At 67.5% G+C, this 21,184-nt stretch carries 17 protein-coding genes; 1 reads left to right on the top strand and 16 read right to left on the bottom strand.

The window, feature by feature from the left end; genetic code table 11:
* Positions 1-66: 66 nt before the first annotated feature.
* From APZ15_RS20115 to APZ15_RS20160, 10 genes are all read right to left on the bottom strand, one after another.
* Entirely contained in the window at positions 67-1,233 is a 1,167-nt protein-coding gene (locus APZ15_RS20115) for a glycosyltransferase family 4 protein (RefSeq protein WP_027791034.1), read from the bottom strand.
* The gene (locus APZ15_RS20120; RefSeq protein WP_027791033.1) at positions 1,233-2,417 is read right to left on the bottom strand and encodes a glycosyltransferase family 4 protein; all 1,185 of its coding nucleotides are present in this window, start codon (positions 2,415-2,417) and stop codon (positions 1,233-1,235) included. Before APZ15_RS20120 ends, APZ15_RS20115 begins: the two co-directional genes overlap by 1 nt.
* A complete protein-coding gene (locus APZ15_RS20125) occupies positions 2,414-3,880 on the bottom strand; it encodes an O-antigen ligase family protein (RefSeq protein WP_027791032.1) in 1,467 nt (488 codons plus the stop codon). Before APZ15_RS20125 ends, APZ15_RS20120 begins: the two co-directional genes overlap by 4 nt.
* 10 nt (positions 3,881-3,890) lie before the next feature.
* A complete protein-coding gene (locus APZ15_RS20130; protein WP_027791031.1) occupies positions 3,891-5,027 on the bottom strand; it encodes a glycosyltransferase family 4 protein in 1,137 nt (378 codons plus the stop codon).
* A gap of 49 nt (positions 5,028-5,076) precedes the next feature.
* Entirely contained in the window at positions 5,077-6,036 is a 960-nt protein-coding gene (locus tag APZ15_RS20135) for a glycosyltransferase family 2 protein (RefSeq protein WP_027791030.1), read from the bottom strand.
* Between the two features lie 64 nt (positions 6,037-6,100).
* Positions 6,101-8,326: a polysaccharide biosynthesis tyrosine autokinase gene (locus APZ15_RS20140; protein ID WP_027791029.1), complete on the bottom strand. Its 2,226-nt coding sequence runs from the start codon at positions 8,324-8,326 to the stop codon at positions 6,101-6,103.
* A gap of 50 nt (positions 8,327-8,376) precedes the next feature.
* Positions 8,377-9,555, bottom strand: coding sequence for a polysaccharide biosynthesis/export family protein (locus APZ15_RS20145; protein WP_027791028.1), 1,179 nt, complete (start codon positions 9,553-9,555; stop codon positions 8,377-8,379).
* Positions 9,549-9,992 carry a low molecular weight protein-tyrosine-phosphatase gene (locus tag APZ15_RS20150; protein ID WP_027791027.1) on the bottom strand — a complete coding sequence of 148 codons (444 nt, stop codon included), beginning with the start codon at positions 9,990-9,992 and terminating at the stop codon, positions 9,549-9,551. Before APZ15_RS20150 ends, APZ15_RS20145 begins: the two co-directional genes overlap by 7 nt.
* A 30-nt stretch (positions 9,993-10,022) precedes the next feature.
* Positions 10,023-11,435 carry a UDP-glucose dehydrogenase family protein gene (locus tag APZ15_RS20155; RefSeq protein WP_027791026.1) on the bottom strand — a complete coding sequence of 471 codons (1,413 nt, stop codon included), beginning with the start codon at positions 11,433-11,435 and terminating at the stop codon, positions 10,023-10,025.
* Between the two features lie 73 nt (positions 11,436-11,508).
* Positions 11,509-12,882, bottom strand: coding sequence for an undecaprenyl-phosphate glucose phosphotransferase (locus APZ15_RS20160; RefSeq protein WP_027791025.1), 1,374 nt, complete (start codon positions 12,880-12,882; stop codon positions 11,509-11,511).
* 428 nt (positions 12,883-13,310) lie between these two features.
* Between APZ15_RS20160 and APZ15_RS20165 the strand changes: the two genes are divergently transcribed.
* Entirely contained in the window at positions 13,311-14,837 is a 1,527-nt protein-coding gene (locus tag APZ15_RS20165) for a mannose-1-phosphate guanylyltransferase/mannose-6-phosphate isomerase (RefSeq protein ID WP_027791024.1), read from the top strand.
* A 126-nt stretch (positions 14,838-14,963) separates the two neighbouring features.
* Here the strand turns inward: APZ15_RS20165 and APZ15_RS20170 are convergent, their stop codons facing one another.
* From APZ15_RS20170 to APZ15_RS20195, 6 genes are all read right to left on the bottom strand, one after another.
* Positions 14,964-15,905: a transposase gene (locus APZ15_RS20170; RefSeq protein ID WP_027791023.1), complete on the bottom strand. Its 942-nt coding sequence runs from the start codon at positions 15,903-15,905 to the stop codon at positions 14,964-14,966.
* 745 nt (positions 15,906-16,650) lie between these two features.
* Positions 16,651-17,232 carry a DUF3501 family protein gene (locus APZ15_RS20175; protein ID WP_027791022.1) on the bottom strand — a complete coding sequence of 194 codons (582 nt, stop codon included), beginning with the start codon at positions 17,230-17,232 and terminating at the stop codon, positions 16,651-16,653.
* 31 nt (positions 17,233-17,263) lie between these two features.
* Positions 17,264-18,601 carry a heterodisulfide reductase-related iron-sulfur binding cluster gene (locus tag APZ15_RS20180; protein ID WP_027791021.1) on the bottom strand — a complete coding sequence of 446 codons (1,338 nt, stop codon included), beginning with the start codon at positions 18,599-18,601 and terminating at the stop codon, positions 17,264-17,266.
* A 119-nt stretch (positions 18,602-18,720) separates the two neighbouring features.
* Positions 18,721-19,143, bottom strand: a complete 423-nt coding sequence (locus APZ15_RS20185; RefSeq protein WP_027791020.1) for a rubrerythrin family protein — start codon at positions 19,141-19,143, stop codon at positions 18,721-18,723.
* Positions 19,144-19,474: 331 nt separating this feature from the next.
* Positions 19,475-20,743, bottom strand: coding sequence for an RNA polymerase sigma factor (locus APZ15_RS20190; RefSeq protein ID WP_027791019.1), 1,269 nt, complete (start codon positions 20,741-20,743; stop codon positions 19,475-19,477).
* On the bottom strand, positions 20,740-21,156 hold the full coding sequence (locus tag APZ15_RS20195) for a VOC family protein (RefSeq protein ID WP_027791018.1): 417 nt from the start codon (positions 21,154-21,156) through the stop codon (positions 20,740-20,742). Before APZ15_RS20195 ends, APZ15_RS20190 begins: the two co-directional genes overlap by 4 nt.
* Positions 21,157-21,184: the final 28 nt, after the last annotated feature.

The following is a 21,184-nucleotide window of genomic DNA, read 5'->3' on the forward strand; positions in this document are numbered from 1 at the left end:
GAACCGGCCGCGCATGCGCGCCGGTTCGGCTTCCCGTTCGGCGCGCAGATCGCGCGCCACGGGCGCTCAACCTGCCGCCCGGATCGCCTCTTCGTACACGCCGGCCACGCGCCGCGCGATCACCGCGTTGTCGAAATGATCGCGTGCATAGCGCTTGCACGCGGCCTCGTCGGGCAGCGTGATCGCGCCCGACAGCGCGGCACCGAGCCCTTCCGCGATCGCGTCCGCGCCGGTGGACGGCAGCACGAGATCGTCGGACAGCCCGGCCACCGCCTCCGGCAGCCCGCCGACCGGCGTCACCAGCACGGGCGTGCCGGACGCGAGCGATTCGACGGTGATCAGCCCGAAGCCTTCGAGCGCGACCGTCGGCACGACGCTGACCGTCGCCGCGCGGTACAGCGCGGCGAGATGGTTGTCCGGCACGAAGCCGAGCAGCTTCACGTTGTCCTGCAGGCCTGCCGCATCGATGCGCTGCTGCAGTTCCTCGCCGATCTTGCCCTTGCCGGCGATCAGCAGCAGCACGTCCGGGTGACGGTGCTTGAGGAGGCCGATCGCGTCGATCAGGTCCTCCAGCCCCATGCGCCGCACGAGCCGGCGCACGGCCAGCACGATCGGCCGGTCCTGCGGCAGTTGCAGCTTGTGCCGCGCCTCGGCGGGCGTGAGCGGCGTGTCGAACTGCGCGGTATCGACGCAACCGGGAATCACGCGCACACGCGACGGATCGATCCCGTAGCGGTTCGTCAGGATCTGGCCGAACGCCTGCGACAGCACGATCAGCCGCGACGAACGCGTATAGACGGCCTGCTCGAGATAACGCTTCGCGCGCTGGCCGAGCGACGCGGCGCCCTCGACCTGGCTTTCGTCGGCCCACGGCCCCTGAAAGTGCGACACCTGCGGAATCCCGCGCGTGACGTCGAGGCCCGGGAACGTGTACAGCGCGAAGTGCGACGAGATCACGTCCGGCCGCTCGCTGCGGATCTCCTCGCGCAGCGCGCGCCGCGCGGCGAGCATGCGGCGCGCGAGCGGCTCCGATGCGGGGCCGAAGCCCTGGATCGCGCCGCCCGTGTCGTCGGCGACCTTCTGCGAGCCGGCGACGAGCCCGCGCACCTCGACGCCCGCGCCCGGCAGCGCGCCGACGAGCGAGTAGTACATCCGGTCGAGGCCGCCCGCGCGTTCGGGGAACCAGTGCATGCCGATCTGCAACGATTTGATCGGCCGGGAAGAGTGGGACATTACGATTGCTCCTGCGTCACTGCATGCTCGACCCGCTCGAAGGCGGACGGCTGCGTGGGTTGGCCGATGCGCCGGTAGAGCGCGACATACTGGGCGCCCATGTGCGCCCAGCCGAAACGGGTCATCAATTCGCGGGCCGCGTCGCCCATCGCGCGGCACGTGTCGCGCGACGCCGCGAGCGAGCCGATCGCCTGCGCGAGCGCGGCCGGATCGTCCGGGTCCTCCAGCACGATCCCGCATTCGCGCGTGATGATTTCGGCGCCGCCCGCCGTACGCGCGGTGACGACCGGCAGCCCGGCCGCCATCGCCTCCAGCAGCGACAGGCTCATCGCTTCGTAGCGCGACGGGAATACGTAGGCGTCGACCGAGCGCATCAGCGTCGGCATGTTTTTCACGAGACCGAGGAAATGCACGCGCGCATCGATGCCGAGCGCGCGCGCCTCTTCCGGATACGGGCTGCCGGGCAGATAACCGGCCACCGCCAGGTGCACGTTCGCGGGCAGCTTCGTCAGCGCCTTCAGCACCGTGCCGAGGTTCTTGCGCGGCGTGCGCAGGTCGCCGACGAACAGCAGCAGGAACGCGTCGTCCGGCAGCTTGAACGCCGCGCGGTCGGCCTGCGCACCGGCGAACGCGCTGCCGTCGACGCCGTTGTAGATCACGCTGATCTTGCGGCTGTCGATGCCGAGCCCGGCGATCTCGTCGGCCACCTTCTGCGACACGGCGGTGATCGCGCGCGACCGCTTGTACGCCCAGCGCTCGAGCGTGGTGTTCACGCGCGTATAGACGTACTGATAGGCCGACCACAGCCCCTTCGTCGGCTCGAACGGATAGTACGGACTCTTGAACCAGCCGCCGTGCACGAAGTGCGCGGTATTCACGTCGGCCTTGATCCACGAGATGAAGCCGTTCACGTGCAGCACGTCGTATTCGCTGCGGTGCGCGCGCAGCCAGGCCGCGCTCTTCAGCGCGAACACCTGCTGCTTGACGAGATTCGACGGCCAGAAGCCGCCGACCTTCACCGGCACCCAGCGCACGCGCGGGTCGGCCAGCAGCTCGGGCGCGACGTGCGACGCGACCAGCGTGACCTCGTAGTTCTCGGCCAGCGCCGCGCGCGCGATTTCGTAATTGACGCGGCCCTGGCCGTCGTTATGTCGCACGACGTGCGTGACGATCGCGATTCTCAATGGTCGCCTCCCCGTGAATGCGCGGCGGCCAGCAGGCGTTGTGCCTTTTGCCAGTGCGCCGCGGCTAGTATCGAAAAAATGGCTGTGAACATCAGCAGGCCGCCCGTGCCGATCAGCGAGTTCGTGAACACGAGCATCGCGAAGGTCGACAGGCACAGGCTCAGGCATGAGCCGACGAACTTGTCATTGCGCAGCTTGAATGCCGCACGCAGCGTGCGGCCGAACAGCATCACGACGCCGGCGAGATACAGCAGCGTGCCGGGCCAGCCGAGCACGAACGGCACGTTCATCACGCCGCTGTCGAAGCTGCCGTACTTGCCGAGCTCGCCGCTGTCGCTCGACAGCTTCGTGGATGCCCCCGTCGCGCCCATCCCCTCGCCGGCGACGTCGGTGAACGCCGTCTGCGCGAAGGTGGCGTAGAACTTGTTGCGGTCGTCGTAGCTGCGGTCGTCCTTCAGGTTCGTGATCGACTGCAGACGCGCGCCGAGACGGTCGGCCACCGGCCCGACGGTCAGGAGCGGCACGCACAGCCCGACCAGCACGACGCCGCTGATCAGGATCCGCATCCGCACGCGGTTGCTCGACTGCACGAGCTGGATCGCGAGCGCGATCACCCAGCCGCCCCAGGTCGAGCGCACGAGACACAGCGCGAACGACACGAAGCCGGCCGCGCCCGCGAACCAGCGGATCTTCTGCGGCGCGGCGAACACGAACACCAGCGCGCCCATGATCGCGAACGCGAACGGCCCGGACGAGTTCATCGTGCTGAACACGCGCACGCCGTACGGCACCGGCTCGCCCTGCGAACCCATGTCGGAGCCGATCATCCACAGCACGTCCCACTGCGGCATCACGAAGTACTGCACGACACCGTACAGGCCCATCACGAGCATGCCCCACATGAACGTGGACAGCAGCACGTCGCGGTATTCGGGATAGTCGCGGGCGTTGACCATGATGTGAAAGCCGATCAGCACCGGGTACACCCAGTTCGCGAGGTCGTAGGTCGCGGCCATCACGCCGCTCGACACGATCCCGACGAGGTACGCGTACGCGAGCCCGAACAGCATCAGCAGGATCGGGATTCCGCGCCGCTGCGCGAGCACGCGGTAATGCCGGATCAAACCCAGGCCGGCGATCATCGTCACCGCGAGCGGCGCGACCTGGATCAGGCTCGTCGGCGTGAACGCGCCCTTCGACCAGTCGGCGAGACGCCGCACTTCCGGGCTCAGAAACCACACCCACCACATGAAGCCGACGTAGCGCGCCGGACTCTTGAAATACAGCCAGATGCCGACCGCGATGGCCAGCACCGGAAACGCGAGCGTCAGCACCTTGCCCTGGTGAATGGCGATCAGCGCGGCGGTGAAGGACCACAGCCCGGCCTGCCCGACCCAGTGCTTCCGCTCGGGCAGCCAGTTGCGGCGGCGCGACGGTGCGCGTTCGGCGGCAATCGTACTCATCGATCCGCTCTCACCGCGACGACGGGCGCGAATCCGCGAGCGGCATCGCGAGGCCCGCCGCCGCCGGCGTCCGGCGCCGGCGCAGCATGTCGCGCGTGATCCGCACGTGCTGCTCGGCGAACGCCTGCGTGGTCAGGTCGCGCTCGCGCAGGCACGCGGCGGCGGCCCGCGCGCAGCCCAGCGCCGCGACCGGGTCGGCCGCGAAGCGATCGGCGGCCTGGCGCATCGCCTGCGCGTCGAAGGCCGGCACGTAGGCGGCCGTATCGTGCGGGAAGTAGTCGCTGAGCCCGCCGACGTCGGACACGATCATCGGCTTGCCGACCGCGGCCGCCTCGAGCATCACGGTGATGCCCGACGCGTGGAAATTCGGCCGCAGCGGCACGACGATCACGTCGGCCCATGCGTACAGTTCGTGCTGCTTCGCGAGCCCCGACGCCGAGCCGATCTTCACGTTCGGTGCATGCCACTCGCGCGGCACGCGGCGCCGGGTCGCCAGCCGCACGTCGTAGCGCGCGTCGCCGCCGAACGCGGCGAGGAACGTGCGCCAGTCGCGGTCGCGGTCGTTGCCGATCGCCGCGATCCGCAGCGGCCGGTTCGGTTGCCATTGCTGCGGCTCGACGATCGGGAAATCCTGCGTGTTCAGCCCGTAGTAGACGAACTCGGCTTCGCGGCCGAGATAACGGCGGCACAGGTCGGCGTTGTCGCGGGCCAGCGTGGTCAGCGCGTCGGCGCGCGCGATCAGCTTGCGGTACAGCCAGCGGCGCGGGCCGCCGAAGCTGCCCCACTTGTCGAACAGCCACACGCTCTGCGCGAGCAGCAGCGGACGCTTGCCCTGCTCGCCGGCCAGCTTCAGGATCAGCGACGCCGCAAGGTGCTCCTGCTCCGTGTGCGTCCAGATCACGTCGGTGTTCAGCAGCGCGGCACGGTTGCGCCATGCATGCACGACGTCGAAGCCGAGCGCCGCCTTCAGCGCGCGGCGCACGAGGCCGGCGACGCGGCTCTCGCCGCCGTCCTGCGAATAGGTCAGCCGGAATTCGTCGGATTCGGCGTGGTGATAGCCGTACAGGCAGCCGATGTTCTCGCCTTTCCGGTAGGTACGCGGATCGGCGCCGTGGAACAGATGGACATGGACCTTGGTTGCAGTCATTCGAGCCCTTCTCCGGGTTCGGCCGCGCGGCGTTGCGCGCGCGGCTCGTTCAAGACGTCACCGGCGGCATCGCCGCACGGTGGGGGGCAAGATTCGCGCGGCGGGCATCGCGCGCGCCGCGGCGCACCGCGCGCCAGTGCTCGCGGATCCGCTCGCGCTTCGCCGTATGCAGCGACAGCAGAACGTGCGCGAGGCCCGGGTAGACGCGCGTACCGACCAGCGTCCACCACCACCACGCGATTTCGCGCCGCACGGGCGGCAGGTGCTCGCGCAGGATCAGGTGCAGGTTGTATGCGCCGTTGCTGATCGCATTCAGCGACGCGGCATCGCGCCGGTCGTCGTCGAAGCGTTCCGCCGGAAAATGATCGACCGCGATCGCCGGGTCGTAGACGAGCTTCCAGCCGGCGCGCTGCACGTGCATGCTGAAACCCATGTCGTTGTGCACCTGCGCACCGGCGCCGCGCAGCCGCGTGTCGAAGCGCAGCCGCTCGATCGCGGCACGGCGGTAGCTCATGTTCGCGCCTTTCAGCATGTCGACTTCGCGCATGCCGCCGACGCCGAGGTGATGGTTGCCGACGATCTTGCCGGACAGCGTGAGCTGGCCGACGAGCTCGCGCGATTCGTCGAGCACGCGGCCCTTCTCGTGCACCCAGTCGCGGCCGCCGACCGCGCCCACGCGCGGGTCGGCCTCGAACGCCGACTCGACGCGGGCGAGCCAGTCGGGATGCGGCGCCGCGTCGTCGTCGGTGATCGCGACGATGTCGCCGTTCGCCGAGTCGAGCCCCTTGTTCAGCGCGGCGACCTGGCCCGGCACATCGACCGGCACGATGCGCAGCGGCAGCGCGCCGCCGACCGCCGGATCGGCGAGCCGTTCGTGCGTGGCATCGTCCTCCGGGCGCGCGACGACGATCACCTCGTCGGGCAGCCGCTGCTGCCGCTGCAGCGCCAGCAGGCAGCGCGCGAGGTCGGCGGGGCGCCGATAGGTCGGAACGAGCACGGAAATTTTCATCGTTGGTTCTCCTGTCGACCGGGCAGGCGGCACGCGCGGCCCGCCCGGTTACGTGCGATTCGGATCAGGCGCTCAGGTATTCATGCACGGCCGCATAACCGCGGCCGTAGCCGCGCGCCTTCGGCGGCACGCCGTTGAAGATCCCGCCTTCCAGATCGACGCCCGCGGTACGCAGGCGCTTGATCGCGTCGGCGATCTCGCCTTCGGTATGCATGCCCGAGCGCAGCACGAGGAACGTCGAGCCGGCCATGCGGCCGATGATGGTCGCGTCGGTCACCGCCAGCACCGGCGGCGAATCGATCAGCACGACGTCGTAGCGCTTGCCGAGCCCTTCGAGGTATTGCGGCAGGCGCGTCGACATCAGCAGCTCCGACGGGTTCGGCGGGCGCGTGCCGGCCGAGATGAACGACAGGCCCTGCACCGGCGTCTCGCGCACGGCGTCCTCGAGCGCCGACTGGTCGCTCAGCAGCTCGGACAGGCCCGGCTGCGAGGTGAGGCCGAAGTAGCGGTCGAGCAGGCCGCGGCGCATGTCGGCGTCGATCAGCAGCACGCGCTTGCCCGAATGCGCGAGCAGCACCGCGAGGTTGACCGTCAGGAAGCTCTTGCCGATGCCGGGCGTCGGGCCCGTCAGCACGATCACGCGGTTCTTCGCGTCCATCATCGCGAACTGCATCGCGGTGCGCAGGCTGCGCAGGCTCTCGACGCTCAGATCCTTCGGACGCAGGCTCGCGAGGATCGGCCGTGTGCGGCTGCCGCTCTTCTCGGCCGCCGCGTCGAGCTTCACCTGCTCGGCGCTTTGCGGCACCAGCCCGTACAGCGGCAGGTTGAACGCGCGCTCGATGCGGTCGGGGTCCTCGATGCCCTGGAACAGGTTGCGGCGCAGGAACACGACGCCGGTGCCGAGGATCAGCCCGAGGAACACCGCGGCCGACAGGATCAGCACCTTCTTCGGCTTGACCGGGGCGCCCGGACGCAGCGCGGAGTCGACGAGGTGGATGTTGCCGCCCGTGCCGGCCTTCTGCACCGACAGCTCCTGCACGCGGTTCAGCAGCAGCACGTAGATGTCCTCGGCGACCTTCGCGTCGCGCTGCAGCTGGACGGCCTTCACTTCGGTGGCCGGCAGGCTGCGGAAGCGGTTGCTGAACTTGTCCTTCTCGCCCTGCAGCTCGGCGAGCTGCTGCTTCGCGGCGATCACCATCGGGTGCGAATCGGTGAAGCGCTGCGCGAGCGACGCGAGCTGCAGGCGCTGCGCGGCGATCTGCTGCTCGTACTGCACGCTGCCCTCGAGGTAGACCTTCGCCTCGTCGCTCGCGTTGATCGAGCCCGACGTGCGCTGGTACTGCGTCAGCGCGGCTTCCGCCCGTTCGAGGTCGGCCTTCAGGCGCGGTTCCTCGCCCTTCAGGAAGTCGAGCATCTTGGTCGCTTCGGCCTGCTTCGCGACCACGTGCTGGTTCAGGTACGACTGCGCGAGCGCGTTCGCGATCGCGGCGGTCTGGTCCGGGTCCTTGCCTTCGAGCGAGATCTGCACGACGCCCGTCTGCTTGCCCTGCTCGGTCACCTGGATGCCGGCCTGGAAGCCGCTGATCGCGTCGAGATCGTTGTAGCGGACCACCGTGAACTGCGTGCCGGGGCGCGCGACGAGCTTCGACACGAGCAGCGTCACGCCGCCGCCCTGCGTCGATTCGCCGACCTGGCCCGACAGCAGCCGCGTGCCGTTCTGGTCGACGAGCGAATAGGTGCCGTTCGGGCCGGCCGTCAGCGTCAGCTTCTTGCCTTCGAGCGTGGGCACGACGCTGATCGAATCGACGTCGGCGACTTCACCGCCCCATGCATACGATTGCAGGCCGAGCCACGGCCGCGACGGCGTGCCCGGCGTCGCGACACGCGCGGCGAGGCTGCCGATCAGCGGCAGCGTCTTCGGCACGACCGAGAAATTCAGCTTGAACTGGTCGACCACCGGCGCGACGACGCCGCGGCTCTTGATGATCTCGATTTCCGCATCGGTCTGCGCCTGCTGCGGACCGGAGTTGATCGTCGCGCCGGTCTGCGTCTGCGTGAGCGCCTGCGACGTGTTGTCGTTGCTCTCGACCCGCACGTGCACGTCGGCCTGGTACACCGGCTTCGCGACGTAGCAGTAGAGGCCGGCGAGCGCGACGACCGTCACCGCGATGCCGAGCAGCAGCCAGATGTCGTCCATGATCACCTGGAGCAACTGGCCGAGGACGACGTCCTCTTCCTCGGTTTTCACGGACAGATCCGCGTAGGAGTGTTTCGCTTGCGTGTTCACCATTCGTTCCCGCTTGAGTGGTGCCGGGGCGGAGGTACCGCCCCGGCGGGCTATCAGCGCGTGATTTGCCGCATGTAGAAGATCGTCTGGATCGTCGGCAACACCTGCTGCAGCACTCGGTTGAACTGCACCGAGCTGGCCGTGCTGACGTAGACCACATCGAGCGGCTGAAGCGGGAAGCGGCTCGACAGCATCAGCGCATCGGGCTGCGTCATGTCGAGACGGAACACTTCAGGCTTCGTCGGGTTGTCGCGCATGCCGCGCATCACGTAGATCTTGCGCGGGTTCGCATCGGTGTCGAGGATGCCGCCGCCGGCCGTCAACGCATCGGCGATGGTCAGCTTGCCCTTGAGCATCGGCACCGTGACCGGCGTCTTGACTTCGCCCATGATGAACACGCGGCTGTCGCTGCGGTCCGGCACGTTGATGATGTCGCCCTGCTGCAGCATCACGTTCTGCCGCACCTCGCCGCGGTCGAGCACGCCGTTCGCGTCGAGCGTGTAGAGCTTGCCGTCGCGCGTCAGGCGCACGCGCTGCAGATCGGCGTCGGTGGTCGAGCCGCCCGAACGCGAGATCGCGTCGACCAGCGTCAGCGGCACGTCGCTCATCGCGAGCGGGCCCGGCGTCTTCACCTCGCCGGTCACCTGCACCTTCTGGCTGCGGAACGACAGCACGCGCACGTCGAGCTGCGGATTCTTCACGTAACGCGCGAGTCGCGTGGCCAGCTCGTCACGGGTCTGCGCGATCGTCTTGCCCGCCACGTGGATGCGGCCGACGAACGGGAAGAAGATCGTGCCGTCGGCGGCCACCGTCTGGCCATAAGGATCGGCCTGGCCCGGCAGCGACGACGAATAGGGTTGCTGCAGCGCGCCCGCGATCGTCTGCGTCGTGTTGCCGCCGCTCGAGAACGACTGGCCCTGCGGCGTCGTCAGCTCCGGGTGGTCCCAGACGGTGACGCCGAGGATGTCCTGCGGCCCGATGCGGTACACGTATTGCGACGGATCGGTATAGCGTCCGGGCGGCAGCGGATGGTCGACCTGCGCCTTCTGCAGCTGGTCCATCACCACTTTGGCGTCGATGTAATGAACCGGATAGGTCTCGGCCGCTTGCTGGCGGCCTTCGTCCTTCAGGTTCGACGAGTCGAGGTAGTTGCCGGGCGCGGTTGCACAGGCTGACAGGAAGGTCGTCAGCGCGACGGCAAGCGCCACCGGGCGCATCGGGCGTTTCAGCATAGTTTCTGTAGCCATCCTTGAACCAGACGTTCGATCAGTGAGTAGCTCTCGCGGTAATCGGCCTCGGGGCCGCCGTGCGGGTCGGCAATCTCGGCCCCTTCCCACTTGCCGAGCAGGTGGACCTTGCCGCGCGCGAACGGATCGACCTTTTCGACGGCCGCGATCTGTCCGCGCTCGCTGACGAGAATCAGGTCGGCGTCGCGCACGATCCGGCGCGACAGCCGCCGCGAGCGATGGGTCGTCGCATCGACGCCCCGCTCGGCGAGCAGCTGCCGCATCACCGGATCGATGCCGTCGCCGTCGTTCGCATGCACGCCGGCCGAATGGAACGTCGGGCGCGGGCCGCCGCGCGACGCGGCGTGCGACTTGAACAGCATTTCCGCTGCCGGGCTGCGGCAGACGTTCGCGTGACAGACGATCAGGATGTTCCGGAACATGGCGTCTCGTAACGAGTGACGGGAAACGGGTTACGCGCTCGCGGGCGCGGTGCCCGGCACACGCGCGGCGACGGCCTGGCGCGAGCCCGGCCGGCCGATCGGGTGGTATTCGATGCCCAGCTCGGTCATCGTCTCCGGCTCGTACAGGTTGCGGCCGTCGAAGATCACCGGCGCTTTCCACAGGCGGCCGAGCGCGACGAAGTCGGGGCTCTTGAAGATCTTCCATTCGGTGACGATCACGAGCGCGTCGGCATCGCGCGCGGCCTGCGCCTCGTCGTCGACGAAGGAGAGGCGCTCGAGCCAGCTCGGGTGATCGGCGAGATCGAGCGCGATCACGCGGCGCGCTTCCTCCTGCGCGACCGGGTCGTACGCGGCGATGCGCGCCCCGCGCGACAGCAGCTCGGCGATCAGCTCGCGGCTCGGCGCTTCGCGCATGTCGTCGGTGTTCGGCTTGAACGCGAGGCCCCAGATCGCGAACGTGCGGCCGGTCAGGTCCTCGCCGAAGCGGGCGACGATCTTCTCGGCGAGCACGCGCTTTTGCGTGGCGTTGACCGACGACACGGCCTTCAGGATCTGCAGTGCCTGCCCGTGCTCGTCGGCCGTGCGGATCAGCGCCTCGACATCCTTCGGGAAGCACGAGCCGCCGTAGCCGCAGCCGGCATACAGGAAGTGATAGCCGATGCGCGGATCGGAGCCGATCCCGCGGCGCACGGCCTCGATGTCCGCGCCGAAGCGGTCGGCGAGGTTCGCCAGCTCGTTCATGAACGAGATGCGGGTCGCGAGCATCGCGTTCGCCGCGTATTTCGTGAACTCGGCCGAGCGCACGTCCATGTACAGCGTGCGTTCGTGGTTGCGGTTGAACGGCGCATAGAGCTTCTTCATCAGCTCGCGCGCGCGCTCGCCCGGCACGTCGTCGTCGCAGCCGATCACGATGCGGTCCGGCCGCGTGAAATCGTCGACCGCCGCGCCTTCCTTCAGGAATTCCGGATTCGACACGACCGAGAACATCTGGTCGCCGCCGCGCTTCGCGAGCTCCTCGGCCACCGCCGCGCGCACGCGCTCGGCCGTGCCGACCGGCACCGTCGACTTGTCGACGATCACCTTGAAGCCCGTCATGTAACGGCCGATGTTGCGCGCCGCCGCGAGCACGTATTGCAGGTCGGCCGAGCCGTCCTCGTCGGGCGGCGTGCCGACCGCGATGAACTGCACGTCGCCGTGCGCGACCGCGGCCTCGATATCGGTCGAGAAGCGCAGGCGGCCCGCCGAGCGGTTGCGCGCGATCACTTCCTTGAGGCCCGGCTCGTGGATCGGCACGCCGCCGTTGTTCAGGATGTCGATCTTTGCCTGGTCGACGTCGAGACAGAACACGTCGTGCCCGATGTCGGCGAGACAGGCGCCGGTGACAAGACCTACGTAACCGCTGCCGATGATAGTCAGATTCATGATGTGTCGGACCTCTTGACCAATGATTCGAAATTCGTAAAACCGCGATGCCTGCGTGGCGCGGCCTCGGTACTCAGTACGCGTTGCTGCCGGTGAAGCCTTTCCAGAGCGTCAGCACGACGATCTTGATGTCGAGCCAGAACGACCAGTTCTGCATGTAGTACAGATCGAGCTTCACGCGCCCCATCATCTTCTCGATCTGGTCGGTCTCGCCGCGAAAGCCGTTGATCTGCGCCCAGCCGGTGATGCCCGGCTTGATCCGGTAGCGGAACATGTAGCCCTTGACGAGATCCTTGTAGATGTCGTCGTGCGCGAGCGCATGCGGGCGCGGGCCGACGACCGACATCTCGCCCTTCAATACGTTGATGAACTGCGGCAGCTCGTCGAGGCTCGTGCGGCGCAGGAACCGGCCGACCGGCGTCACGCGCGAGTCGTTCTTCGTCGCCTGCGTGACCTGCCCGGCCACTTCCTGGTGCACCTTCATCGAGCGGAACTTGTAGATCTCGAACTCGTGCCCGTCGATGCCCTTGCGTTTCTGGCGGAAGAACACCGGCCCGCGCGACGTCAGCTTGATCAGGCCGGCAATCAGCACCATCACCGGCGCGAGCGCGGTGAGCGCGGCCAGCGCGAACAGCCGGTCGAACACGAACTTCGGCAGGATCCGCACGTCGGTGATCGGCGACGCCGCGAGGTTGATCGCCGGCACGCCGAGCACCTCGACCACTTCCTGGTTGAAGAACGACAGCGTGCGCACGTCCGGGATGAAACGGATGTTGACGAAGTCGTGGCGGAACACGGTCACGATCTGGTGAATCCGGCGTTCCTCCGTGATCGGCAGCGTGAGCCACAGCTCGCTGATCGCGCGGCTGCGCACCAGCCACACCAGCGATTCGAACTGCCGCTCGATGCGCACGTCGTCGAGCGCGACCTCGCCCGGCGCTTCGCTTTCGTCGTATACGCACACCGGGTTGAAACCGGCCTCCGGCCGCGCCCGCATCTGCGCGATCAGCCGCCGCGCCGCCGGCGTCCCGCCGACGATCGCGACCGCCTTCAGGTTGTAGCCGCCTCGGCGCAGCTGCCGCAGCACGACGTGCACGCAGGTTTTCGAGCCGGCGAGCAGCGCCATCGTCACGAGCGCCCAGTAACCCAGCCACAGCCGCGACAGGTCGCCCGACTGGTGGAAGCTGAAGCTCATCAGGATGCCCGCGAGCTCGACCACGAGCCATGCGAACGCAACCCGGCCCACCAGCCCGACGAGACGCTTGCCGCGCCACGACTGGTAAATGCCGATGGCCGGAAAGAACACGACGACGAGCAGGCAGTCGAACAGCACCGTCGTGCGCTGCAGGTCGTTGAGCCAGATGCTGCCGTCGTGCAGTGCGGCGGCGATCAGCGCCCCCGCTACGACCATCGCGATATCGATGACTCTCGCCAGCACGCTCAACATGTCTGCTTCCTCTTTGAACAGGCGTTTGCCGAACAGCTCCTTGTGCGACCCGTGCCGCACATTCGATTCAAACGTTGCATGACGCTATTGAAGCGGTAAGAAAATTCCGCCTCAAGCGCACAAGTATTTCGAAAAATAATCGGAAATTCTTGCTGCGTAGTTTTTGAATTAAATCGGCAGGTTTTCCCGAAATGATCGCGAATCGGGAATTTTTCGGAAGCTTTACGGTTTCCACTCACCCTTTGCGGACGGTCAACACCAGCCGATTCACCGATTTATTTTTTACTTTTTTATTTGCACCGGATGCTGGCGAGGAAAATTCTTCCCGGTGAATGCCCGGCGAATATCAGGCAATGGGCCCGGTTTTATTGTCGATTTACTTCATGCTACAACGGCAGGCACTGACTTCAACCGTGGAGAGTGTCAACATGAATGCTCCGGCCGTGGCTGCCGAAACGCGCCATTCCCCTTCCGCCGCACCCGCCGCCGGCACGCGCGTCGCCGTGCAACCGGTGATTCTCGCCGGCGGCTCCGGCACGCGCCTGTGGCCGATGTCGCGCGAGCGCTTTCCGAAACAGCTGATCGGCTTGCTCGGCGAACATTCGTTGCTGCAGTCGACCGCGCTGCGCCTCGACGGCCTGGCGGGCGATCATCCGCTGACCGACGACGTGCTGATCGTATGCGGCGAGGATCACCGCTTCACGACCGCCGAACAGCTGCGCCTGACCGGCAAGTCCGCATCGATCATGCTCGAGCCGATCGCCCGCGACACCGCGCCCGCGCTGACGCTCGCCGCGCTGCGGCTCGTCGCCGACGGCAACGACGCGATCATGACCGTGATGCCGGCCGACCATGCGGTGGCCGACCTGCCGCGCTTTCACGCCGCGGTCGCGGCCGGCGTGCACTGCGCGAAGCAAGGCCGGATCGCGACGATGGGCATCGTGCCCAAGCACGCGGAAACCGGCTACGGCTACATCCGCGTCGGCGCGCCGCTCGGCGACGCCGCGACGGGCAGCCTCGACGTGCGCCGCCTCGATCGTTTCGTCGAGAAACCGCATCTCGAACTCGCTCGGCAGTACGTCGCATCGGGCGAATACTGGTGGAACAGCGGGATCTTCATCGTGCGCGCATCGGTGTGGCTGAAGGCGATCAGCCAGCTCGAACCCGCGATCTACGCGGCCTGCGAACAGGCCGTCGCCCAGGGCAAGGCCGACGGCGATTTCTTCCGCGTCGATCGCGATGCATTCGCCGCGTCGCCGTCGAACTCGATCGACTACGCGGTGATGGAGCCGCTCGCGAGCCTGCCGCAACTGTGCGAGAGCGTCGTCGTGCCGCTCGACGCGGGCTGGTCGGACGTCGGCTCGTGGGATGCGATCTGGCAGATCTCGGAGAAGGACGAAGCCGGCAACGTCGGCCGCGGCCACGTGCTGCTCGAAGACGCGGAATCGACGTTCGCGCATTCGGAAAGCCGGCTCGTCGCCTGCGTCGGCACGCAGAACCTCGTCGTCGTCGAAACCCCCGACGCCGTGCTCGTCGCGGACAAGTCGCGCGTGCAGGACGTGAAGAAAATCGTCGGGCGCATCAAGGCGCAACGCGGCGCGGAAGCGTCCGATCACCGCAAGGTGCATCGCCCGTGGGGCCACTACGACTCGGTCGACATGGGCGAACGCTTCCAGGTGAAACGCATCGTCGTGAAACCGGGTGCGCGACTGTCGCTGCAGATGCACCACCACCGCGCCGAACACTGGATCGTCGTGCGCGGCACCGCGCGCATCACGCGCGGCGACGAAACGTTCCTGCTGTCCGAAAACGAATCGACGTACATCCCGCTCGGCGTGTCGCATCGCCTCGAGAACCCGGGCAAGATGCCGCTCGAGCTGATCGAAGTACAGTCGGGCGCGTATCTCGGCGAGGACGACATCGTCCGCTTCGACGATACCTACGGCCGCCAGTAATACACGTGCGCCCGGGGCGCCGCTTCGACGGCGGCGCCCCGGGCGATGCAGGCAGGCATGGAAAGACGAGGCTTCCGCGCGGGCGTCGTGGCACACGACGGCCCGCCCGTTTCACCGGTGCGGCGATCAGCCTACGCGGTACACGTATTCGCGACGCTCCTGCTGCACCGGATCGTTGCGGCTTTCGGACAGCGCGCCCGTGTGACGCTCGGCGATGAAGCGCTTGATGTCCGACTCCGCACGCGCGAGCGCGGACAGGCCGGCCAGCACCTCGCCTTGCGGCGCGCGCGCCGGTTCGTCGCTCGCGCCATGGCGATCGATCCACTGACGTGCCCAATCGAGCGCGAACTGCTCGGCTTCCTCGGCATCGGTGAAGCGCGGGCCGATCAGGCCCGAACGCTCGACGCGCCGCTCGTCCTGCGAGATCTCGGCCCACGCGCGATACATCAGGTTCTGCACGGGCTGCGCGATGCCGCGGATCGTATAGCCGCGATACTCGTCGACTTGCGGTTCGGCCGCGGCGAAGCTCGCCGACGACGCACGCGCATGGCGCAACTCCACCGACCGCGCGCCCGGCACCACGAACGACGCGTCGGACGGCCGCGCTTCGGCGTCGTCCTGCATCGACGACTGCGACGCGCCCTCGCCATCCCAAACGTTTGCGTGCGCGACCGGCAATTGCCACGACTCGGGGTTTTGCCAGAACACACCGCGCAAGCGATCGTTGTCGGGCACGGGCTCGGCACGGCGTGCGGGCACGACCGGCACCGGCGGCGGCGGGATATACGCGAACGTGCGCCCGCTGAACTGGGTCAGCACGTCGATCATCTGCAGCAGCGTGCCGGACGCCAGCCATTCCTCGTAACGGCGACGGCACGTCGGCCCGGACGGATAACGACCGGGCAGCTTCGACCAGGCTTCACCGGTCGTCAGGATCCAGAGCACCGCGTTGGCGACGACGCGCGGTTCGGCACGCGGACGCCCACGACGGTTCAGCCGGATGGGTTCATCGGCGATCAGCGTTGAAAGACGAAACCACTCTTCATCGGTAAGCTCATCGAAGAACATAGTAGATTTCTCCACGCAGCCAGGCCGGGGCTGCGATTGGCGGCGCCATCGCGACACATCGCGTCGCGGGGCGGCCAGGTTGCACATTATGCTTATCCGGTGTTGTGCATGCCGGTGCGACACCGCACTTTCACGGTGCCGCCATTCCCGGCAATGGCGCACAAATCACGGTCTCACTCCAATGTGGGAATTTTTGTGCACGAAGCATACCATCCCTAGGGTTTATCTCAATATGACAATGACTTAATGTTACGCACTGAAACAACCTGCCAAGGGTGCGTAATGTATTTACGCTTGAATTTTTTTGCGGGATCTTTATGCCCGACGCTGCAAAGGCCCGTCTGGCGGGGCTCTACAGCGTATGAAGAATGCCCGCGAATGGGCATTTTCGGGTCGCTCCGACCCCTGCCGGCAACAATCCCGCGCATTGCTGCCCAACATCGGTAAATCAGGGAAAAAAGCGTAACAAGATATTCACGAATCGGTAAATCATTCAAATTTCGCCGATTTTAATTATCTCCGTGCACAATCTTTTTATTGTTTCTCTGCGAGTGATGAAAGCCCGGTGACGTGCGATGCACGTCTTTCGCTGCATGCAAGTTCGTGACGCCTGTTACATCTTCGCGGCGGCAGGCGAGCGAAACGCGCCGCGTCGCGTGCGGAGATCGCGTTTCGGGTCGGAACGGAAAAATGGAAGCCGGTGTGCGGGACGCACCGGACGTGCGGCTGGCGTGCGGCGGATGCGTCAGCGCAGATCGCCGGCCAGCGATGCGGTCACGTCCGCGTCCATGCGCTGCGCCGGCATCGTGTAGGCCGGGTGATCGCAGCCGATCGACAGCGCCGCCCCGCCCTTGAGCGCCGCGCGCATCGGCGCGTCGAGCTCGAAGCGCACGAAGTGCACGGCCGACGTCTTCTCGGCGTTGTCGCGCTCGAGATCCTCGTCGGCGATCGCGTAGATGCGCGCGTGCCCGTCGACCTGCAGGTACACGCGATCCTCGACACCGATCAGCCGCGCGAGCGCCGCGCGCCGTTCGACCTCGTGCTCGTACTCGATCTGCATCGTCGCCTTCAGGTTCGTGCCGTCGGGCACGAGCGGCAGATACGCTTCCAGCTCCCCTTCGATGCCGGCCTGGTCGAAGATCTTCTCGATGTGCAGCATCTCCTGGATCTGATAGCGGATCGTCGTCTCGTCCTCGAACAGGAAGCGCAGGTGGTTGCCGAGGGCCACCGCGCGGCGGCGCTTGTACGCGACCAGCCGCGCATGTTCGGCCTTGCGGATCTTCGCGTACGCTTCGAGCGTCAGCAGGGAGTCGCGGGTCAACGTCATGGGATGTCCTCGTGGGTCGGCCGGCGGCGGCTCAGATGCCGTACGCGCGGCGCAGCAGCGTGAGCGGATGCGCGAGCGGCGCGGACGGCAGCCCGTTGTCGTCGATGCCCTGCACGATGTGATGGCCGGCCAGCGCGCAGTCCGACGACACGAAATCCGGCTGCGGCTCGGCCATCGCCTTGAACACGGGCCCGCCGATCCGCATCGCGTCCGCATGAAACTCCTTTTTCACGCCGAACGTGCCCGCGTGGCCCGAGCAGCGCTCGACGACGTTCACGCGCGTATCGGGCACGAGCGACAGCGCGTCGGCCGTCTTGCGACCGATGTTCTGCACGCGCGCATGGCACGGCACGTGATACGACACGGTGCCGAGGCCCGTCTTGAAATCGGTCTTCAGCAACCCGTCGCGATGCCGCGCGATCACGTATTCGAACGGATCCCAGAATGCGTCGGCCACCGCGCGCACCGCGTCGTCGCCGGGGAACATCAGCGGCAGCTCGCTCTTGTACATCAGCACGCAGCTCGGAATCGCGCCGATCAGTGCATAGCCTTCGCGCGCATAGCGTTCGAGCACGGGCAGGTTCACGTCCTTCTTCGCGGCCACGCCGGCGAGATTGCCCTGTTCGAGCAGCGGCATTCCGCAGCAGGCTTCGCGCGTGACGAGCTCGTAAGGGATGTCGTTGTGCGCGAGGATCGCGAGCAGGTCGTGGCCGATGCCCGGCTCGTTGAAATTCACGTAGCAGGTCGCGTAGATCGCGACCTTGCCGGGCGTGCGTTCGCCGTCGCGCACGGGCAGGCCGTCCGACGGTTTCGCCGCGCGCCGGAACTTGCGCGGCGCGAATTCCGGCAGCCACGCATGGCGATCGACGCCGAGCGTCGCTTCGAGCGCATGGCGCGCGGGCGGCGTACGGTTCACCGCGTTCACCGCCTGCGTGACGATCGGAATGCCGGCAAAGTGACCGAGCGCGTCGGTGTTCGACAGCACCTTGTCGCGCAACGTCGCTTCGCCGCGCTTGTAGCGCGCGGCCTTGCCGCGCAGCATCAGGTGCGGGAAGTCGACGTTCCATGCGTGCGGCGGCACGTACGGGCATTTCGTCATGTAGCAGAGGTCGCACAGGTAGCACTGGTCGACGACCTTGCCGAACGCCGCCTTCGGCACTTCCTCGATATCGCCCATCGGCGTGTCGTCGACCAGGTCGAACAACGTCGGAAACGCGCCGCACAGCGACACGCAGCGCCGGCATCCGGCACATATGTCGAACACGCGCGTCATTTCCGCGTCGATCGCGGCCTGGTCGTAGAACGCGTCGGACTGCCAGTCGAGCGGATGCCGGGTCGGGGCTTCGAGACTGCCTTCCTTGTGGGGCATGGGGCGCTCCAGCGTGGCGCGCATGCGCGCCAGCGCCGCCCGCGCGATGCGGGCAGCGATGAACGAACAGCCGGCCGCTTGCCGGTCGCACGGTCTGCCGTGCGGCCCGCGGCGGCCCGTCAGTCGACGAGACTGTCCAGCGCCTTCGTATAGCGGTTCGCGTGGCTGCGTTCGGCCTTCGCCAGCGTCTCGAACCAGTTCGCGATTTCGTCGAAGCCCTCGTCGCGCGCCGTCTTCGCCATGCCCGGATACATGTCCGTGTATTCGTGCGTTTCGCCGGCGATCGCCGATTCGAGATTCTGTCGCGATGAACCGAACGGCAAGCCCGTTGCCGGATCGCCGACGGCTTCCAGGTATTCGAGATGGCCGTGCGCATGGCCGGTTTCGCCTTCGGCGGTCGAGCGGAACAGCGCGGCGACGTCGTTCTGGCCTTCGACGTCAGCCTTCGAAGCGAAGTACAGATAACGCCGGTTCGCCTGCGATTCGCCCGCGAATGCGGCCTTCAGGTTCTCTTCGGTTTTGCTGCCCTTGAGTTGAGCCATTTGCGCCTCCGTTCGAGTCGGCGCGGCCGCGTGCGAAGCCGGGCCGATCAGGTATGTGGGGAACGATGCGTGCGCCGCGGCGCGGCGCGCGCATCGTGCTCTTCAATCTAGGCGCTCGCGTTCGCATCCCCCAATAGGCTTTTTCAATCCGGACGATAGTCGGCGCGTTGCGCGGCGGGGTGGTGCGCGGGGTGGTGCGCGGGGTACGCGTGTGCGGGGTACGGTGTGCGGGGTACGGTGTGCGGGGTACGCGTTCGCGTTCGCGTTCGCGTGTGCGTGTGCGTGTGCGTACTGCGTGTGAGTGCTGCGTGCTGCGTGCGCGCCGTGCGCCTCACGCGTCGGTCGCGCGCCTGAGCAGCAATTCGCGCTCGCGCTCGTTGCGGGTCAGTTCCGCCGCACGCCGGAACTCGATCTTCGCCTCATCGGCGCGGCCGAGCTTCGCGAGCAGATCGCCGCGCACGCTCGGCAGCCAGTGATAGCGCGCAAGCGCCGGATCGTCGCGCAGCACGTCGACGAGTTCGAGCGCCGCGGCGGGCCCGAACGCCATCCCGACGGCCACCGCGCGATTCAGTTCGACGACCGGCGACGGCGCAACCTCGGCGAGCGCGTCGTACAGCGCGACGATCTGCGCCCAGTCCGTGTCCGCCGCCTGCCGCGCACGCGCATGGCAGGCGGCGAGCGCAGCCTGCAACGCATACGGCCCGCGCACGCCGCCGAGCTTCGCCGCCTGCTCCAGCGCCGCGAGGCCGCGCCGGATCAAGAGCGGATCCCAGCGGCTGCGATCCTGGTCGAGCAGCAGGACGGGCCGGCCCTGCGCGTCGGTGCGCGCGTGCATGCGCGACGCCTGCAGTTCCATCAGCGCGACGAGCCCGAGCACTTCGCTCTCGTCCGGCGCCAGCCCGGCCAGCACGCGGCCGAGCCGCAGCGCCTCGTCGCACAGCGCCGGGCGCGTCCAGTCGTCGCCCGCGGTCGCCGCGTGGCCTTCGTTGAACACGAGATAGATCACTTCGAGCACCGACGCGAGCCGCGCGGGCCGCGCATCGGCGGCCGGCACCTCGAACGGCACGTGCGCGGCCGCGAGCGTGCGCTTGGCGCGCACGATCCGCTGCGCGATCGTAGGCTCGGGCGTCAGGAACGCGCGCGCGATCTCGCCCGTCGTCAGCCCGCCGAGCAGCCGCAGCGTCAGCGCGACGCGCGCATCGGTCGACAGCACCGGGTGGCACGACGTGAAGATCAGCCGCAGCAGATCGTCGCCGATGTCGTCGTCGCTCGCGTCGGCGAGCGCATCCGCGATGTCGGGCACGACATGCGCTTCGAGCGCGTCCATCTCGTGGCCGAGCTGGTCGCGCTTCGCCGCGTGGAGCGACTCCTGCCGGACCCGGTCGAGCGCGCGGCGCTTCACGGCCGTCATCAGCCACGCGGCCGGGTTGTCGGGCACGCCGTCGACGGGCCAGTGCTCGAGCGCCGCGACGAGCGTGTCCTGCGCCAGCTCCTCGGCCACGCCGACGTCGCGCACCACGCGCGCGGCGCGCGCGATGATCTTGGGCGCCTCGATCCGCCAGACCGCTTCGATCGCACGGTGAGTCGCCTCGAGCGTCACGACGCCTGCCCCTGGGCGGACGCATCCAGCGGCATGGCCATCAGCTCCCATGCATGGCCGTCCGGATCGTCGAACCCGTGGCCGTACATGTTCGGATACTCGCGCGGCGCCTGCGGCGCGGACCCGCCGGCCGCGAGCGCCTTCGCGACGATCGCGTCGACCTCCGCGCGGCTGTCGCACGACAGGCAAGTCAGCGCCTGCACCTGCGTCGCCGGATCGACGATGGTCTTGGCGGTGAAGGTCTGGAAAAACGGCCGCACGAGCAGCATCGCGAAAATCGTGTCGCTGATCTTGATGCAGGCGGCCTGTTCGTTGGTATAGGCCGGAACGACCTCGAAACCGAGTGCCTGGTAGAACGTCTTCGCGCGCGGCAGATCGGCCACGGGCAGGTTGATGAAAACCATCTTGTGCATGACGGATGCTCCGGTGAACTTGGATTCG

The organism is Burkholderia cepacia ATCC 25416 (assembly GCF_001411495.1).
Taxonomy (GTDB): domain Bacteria; phylum Pseudomonadota; class Gammaproteobacteria; order Burkholderiales; family Burkholderiaceae; genus Burkholderia; species Burkholderia cepacia.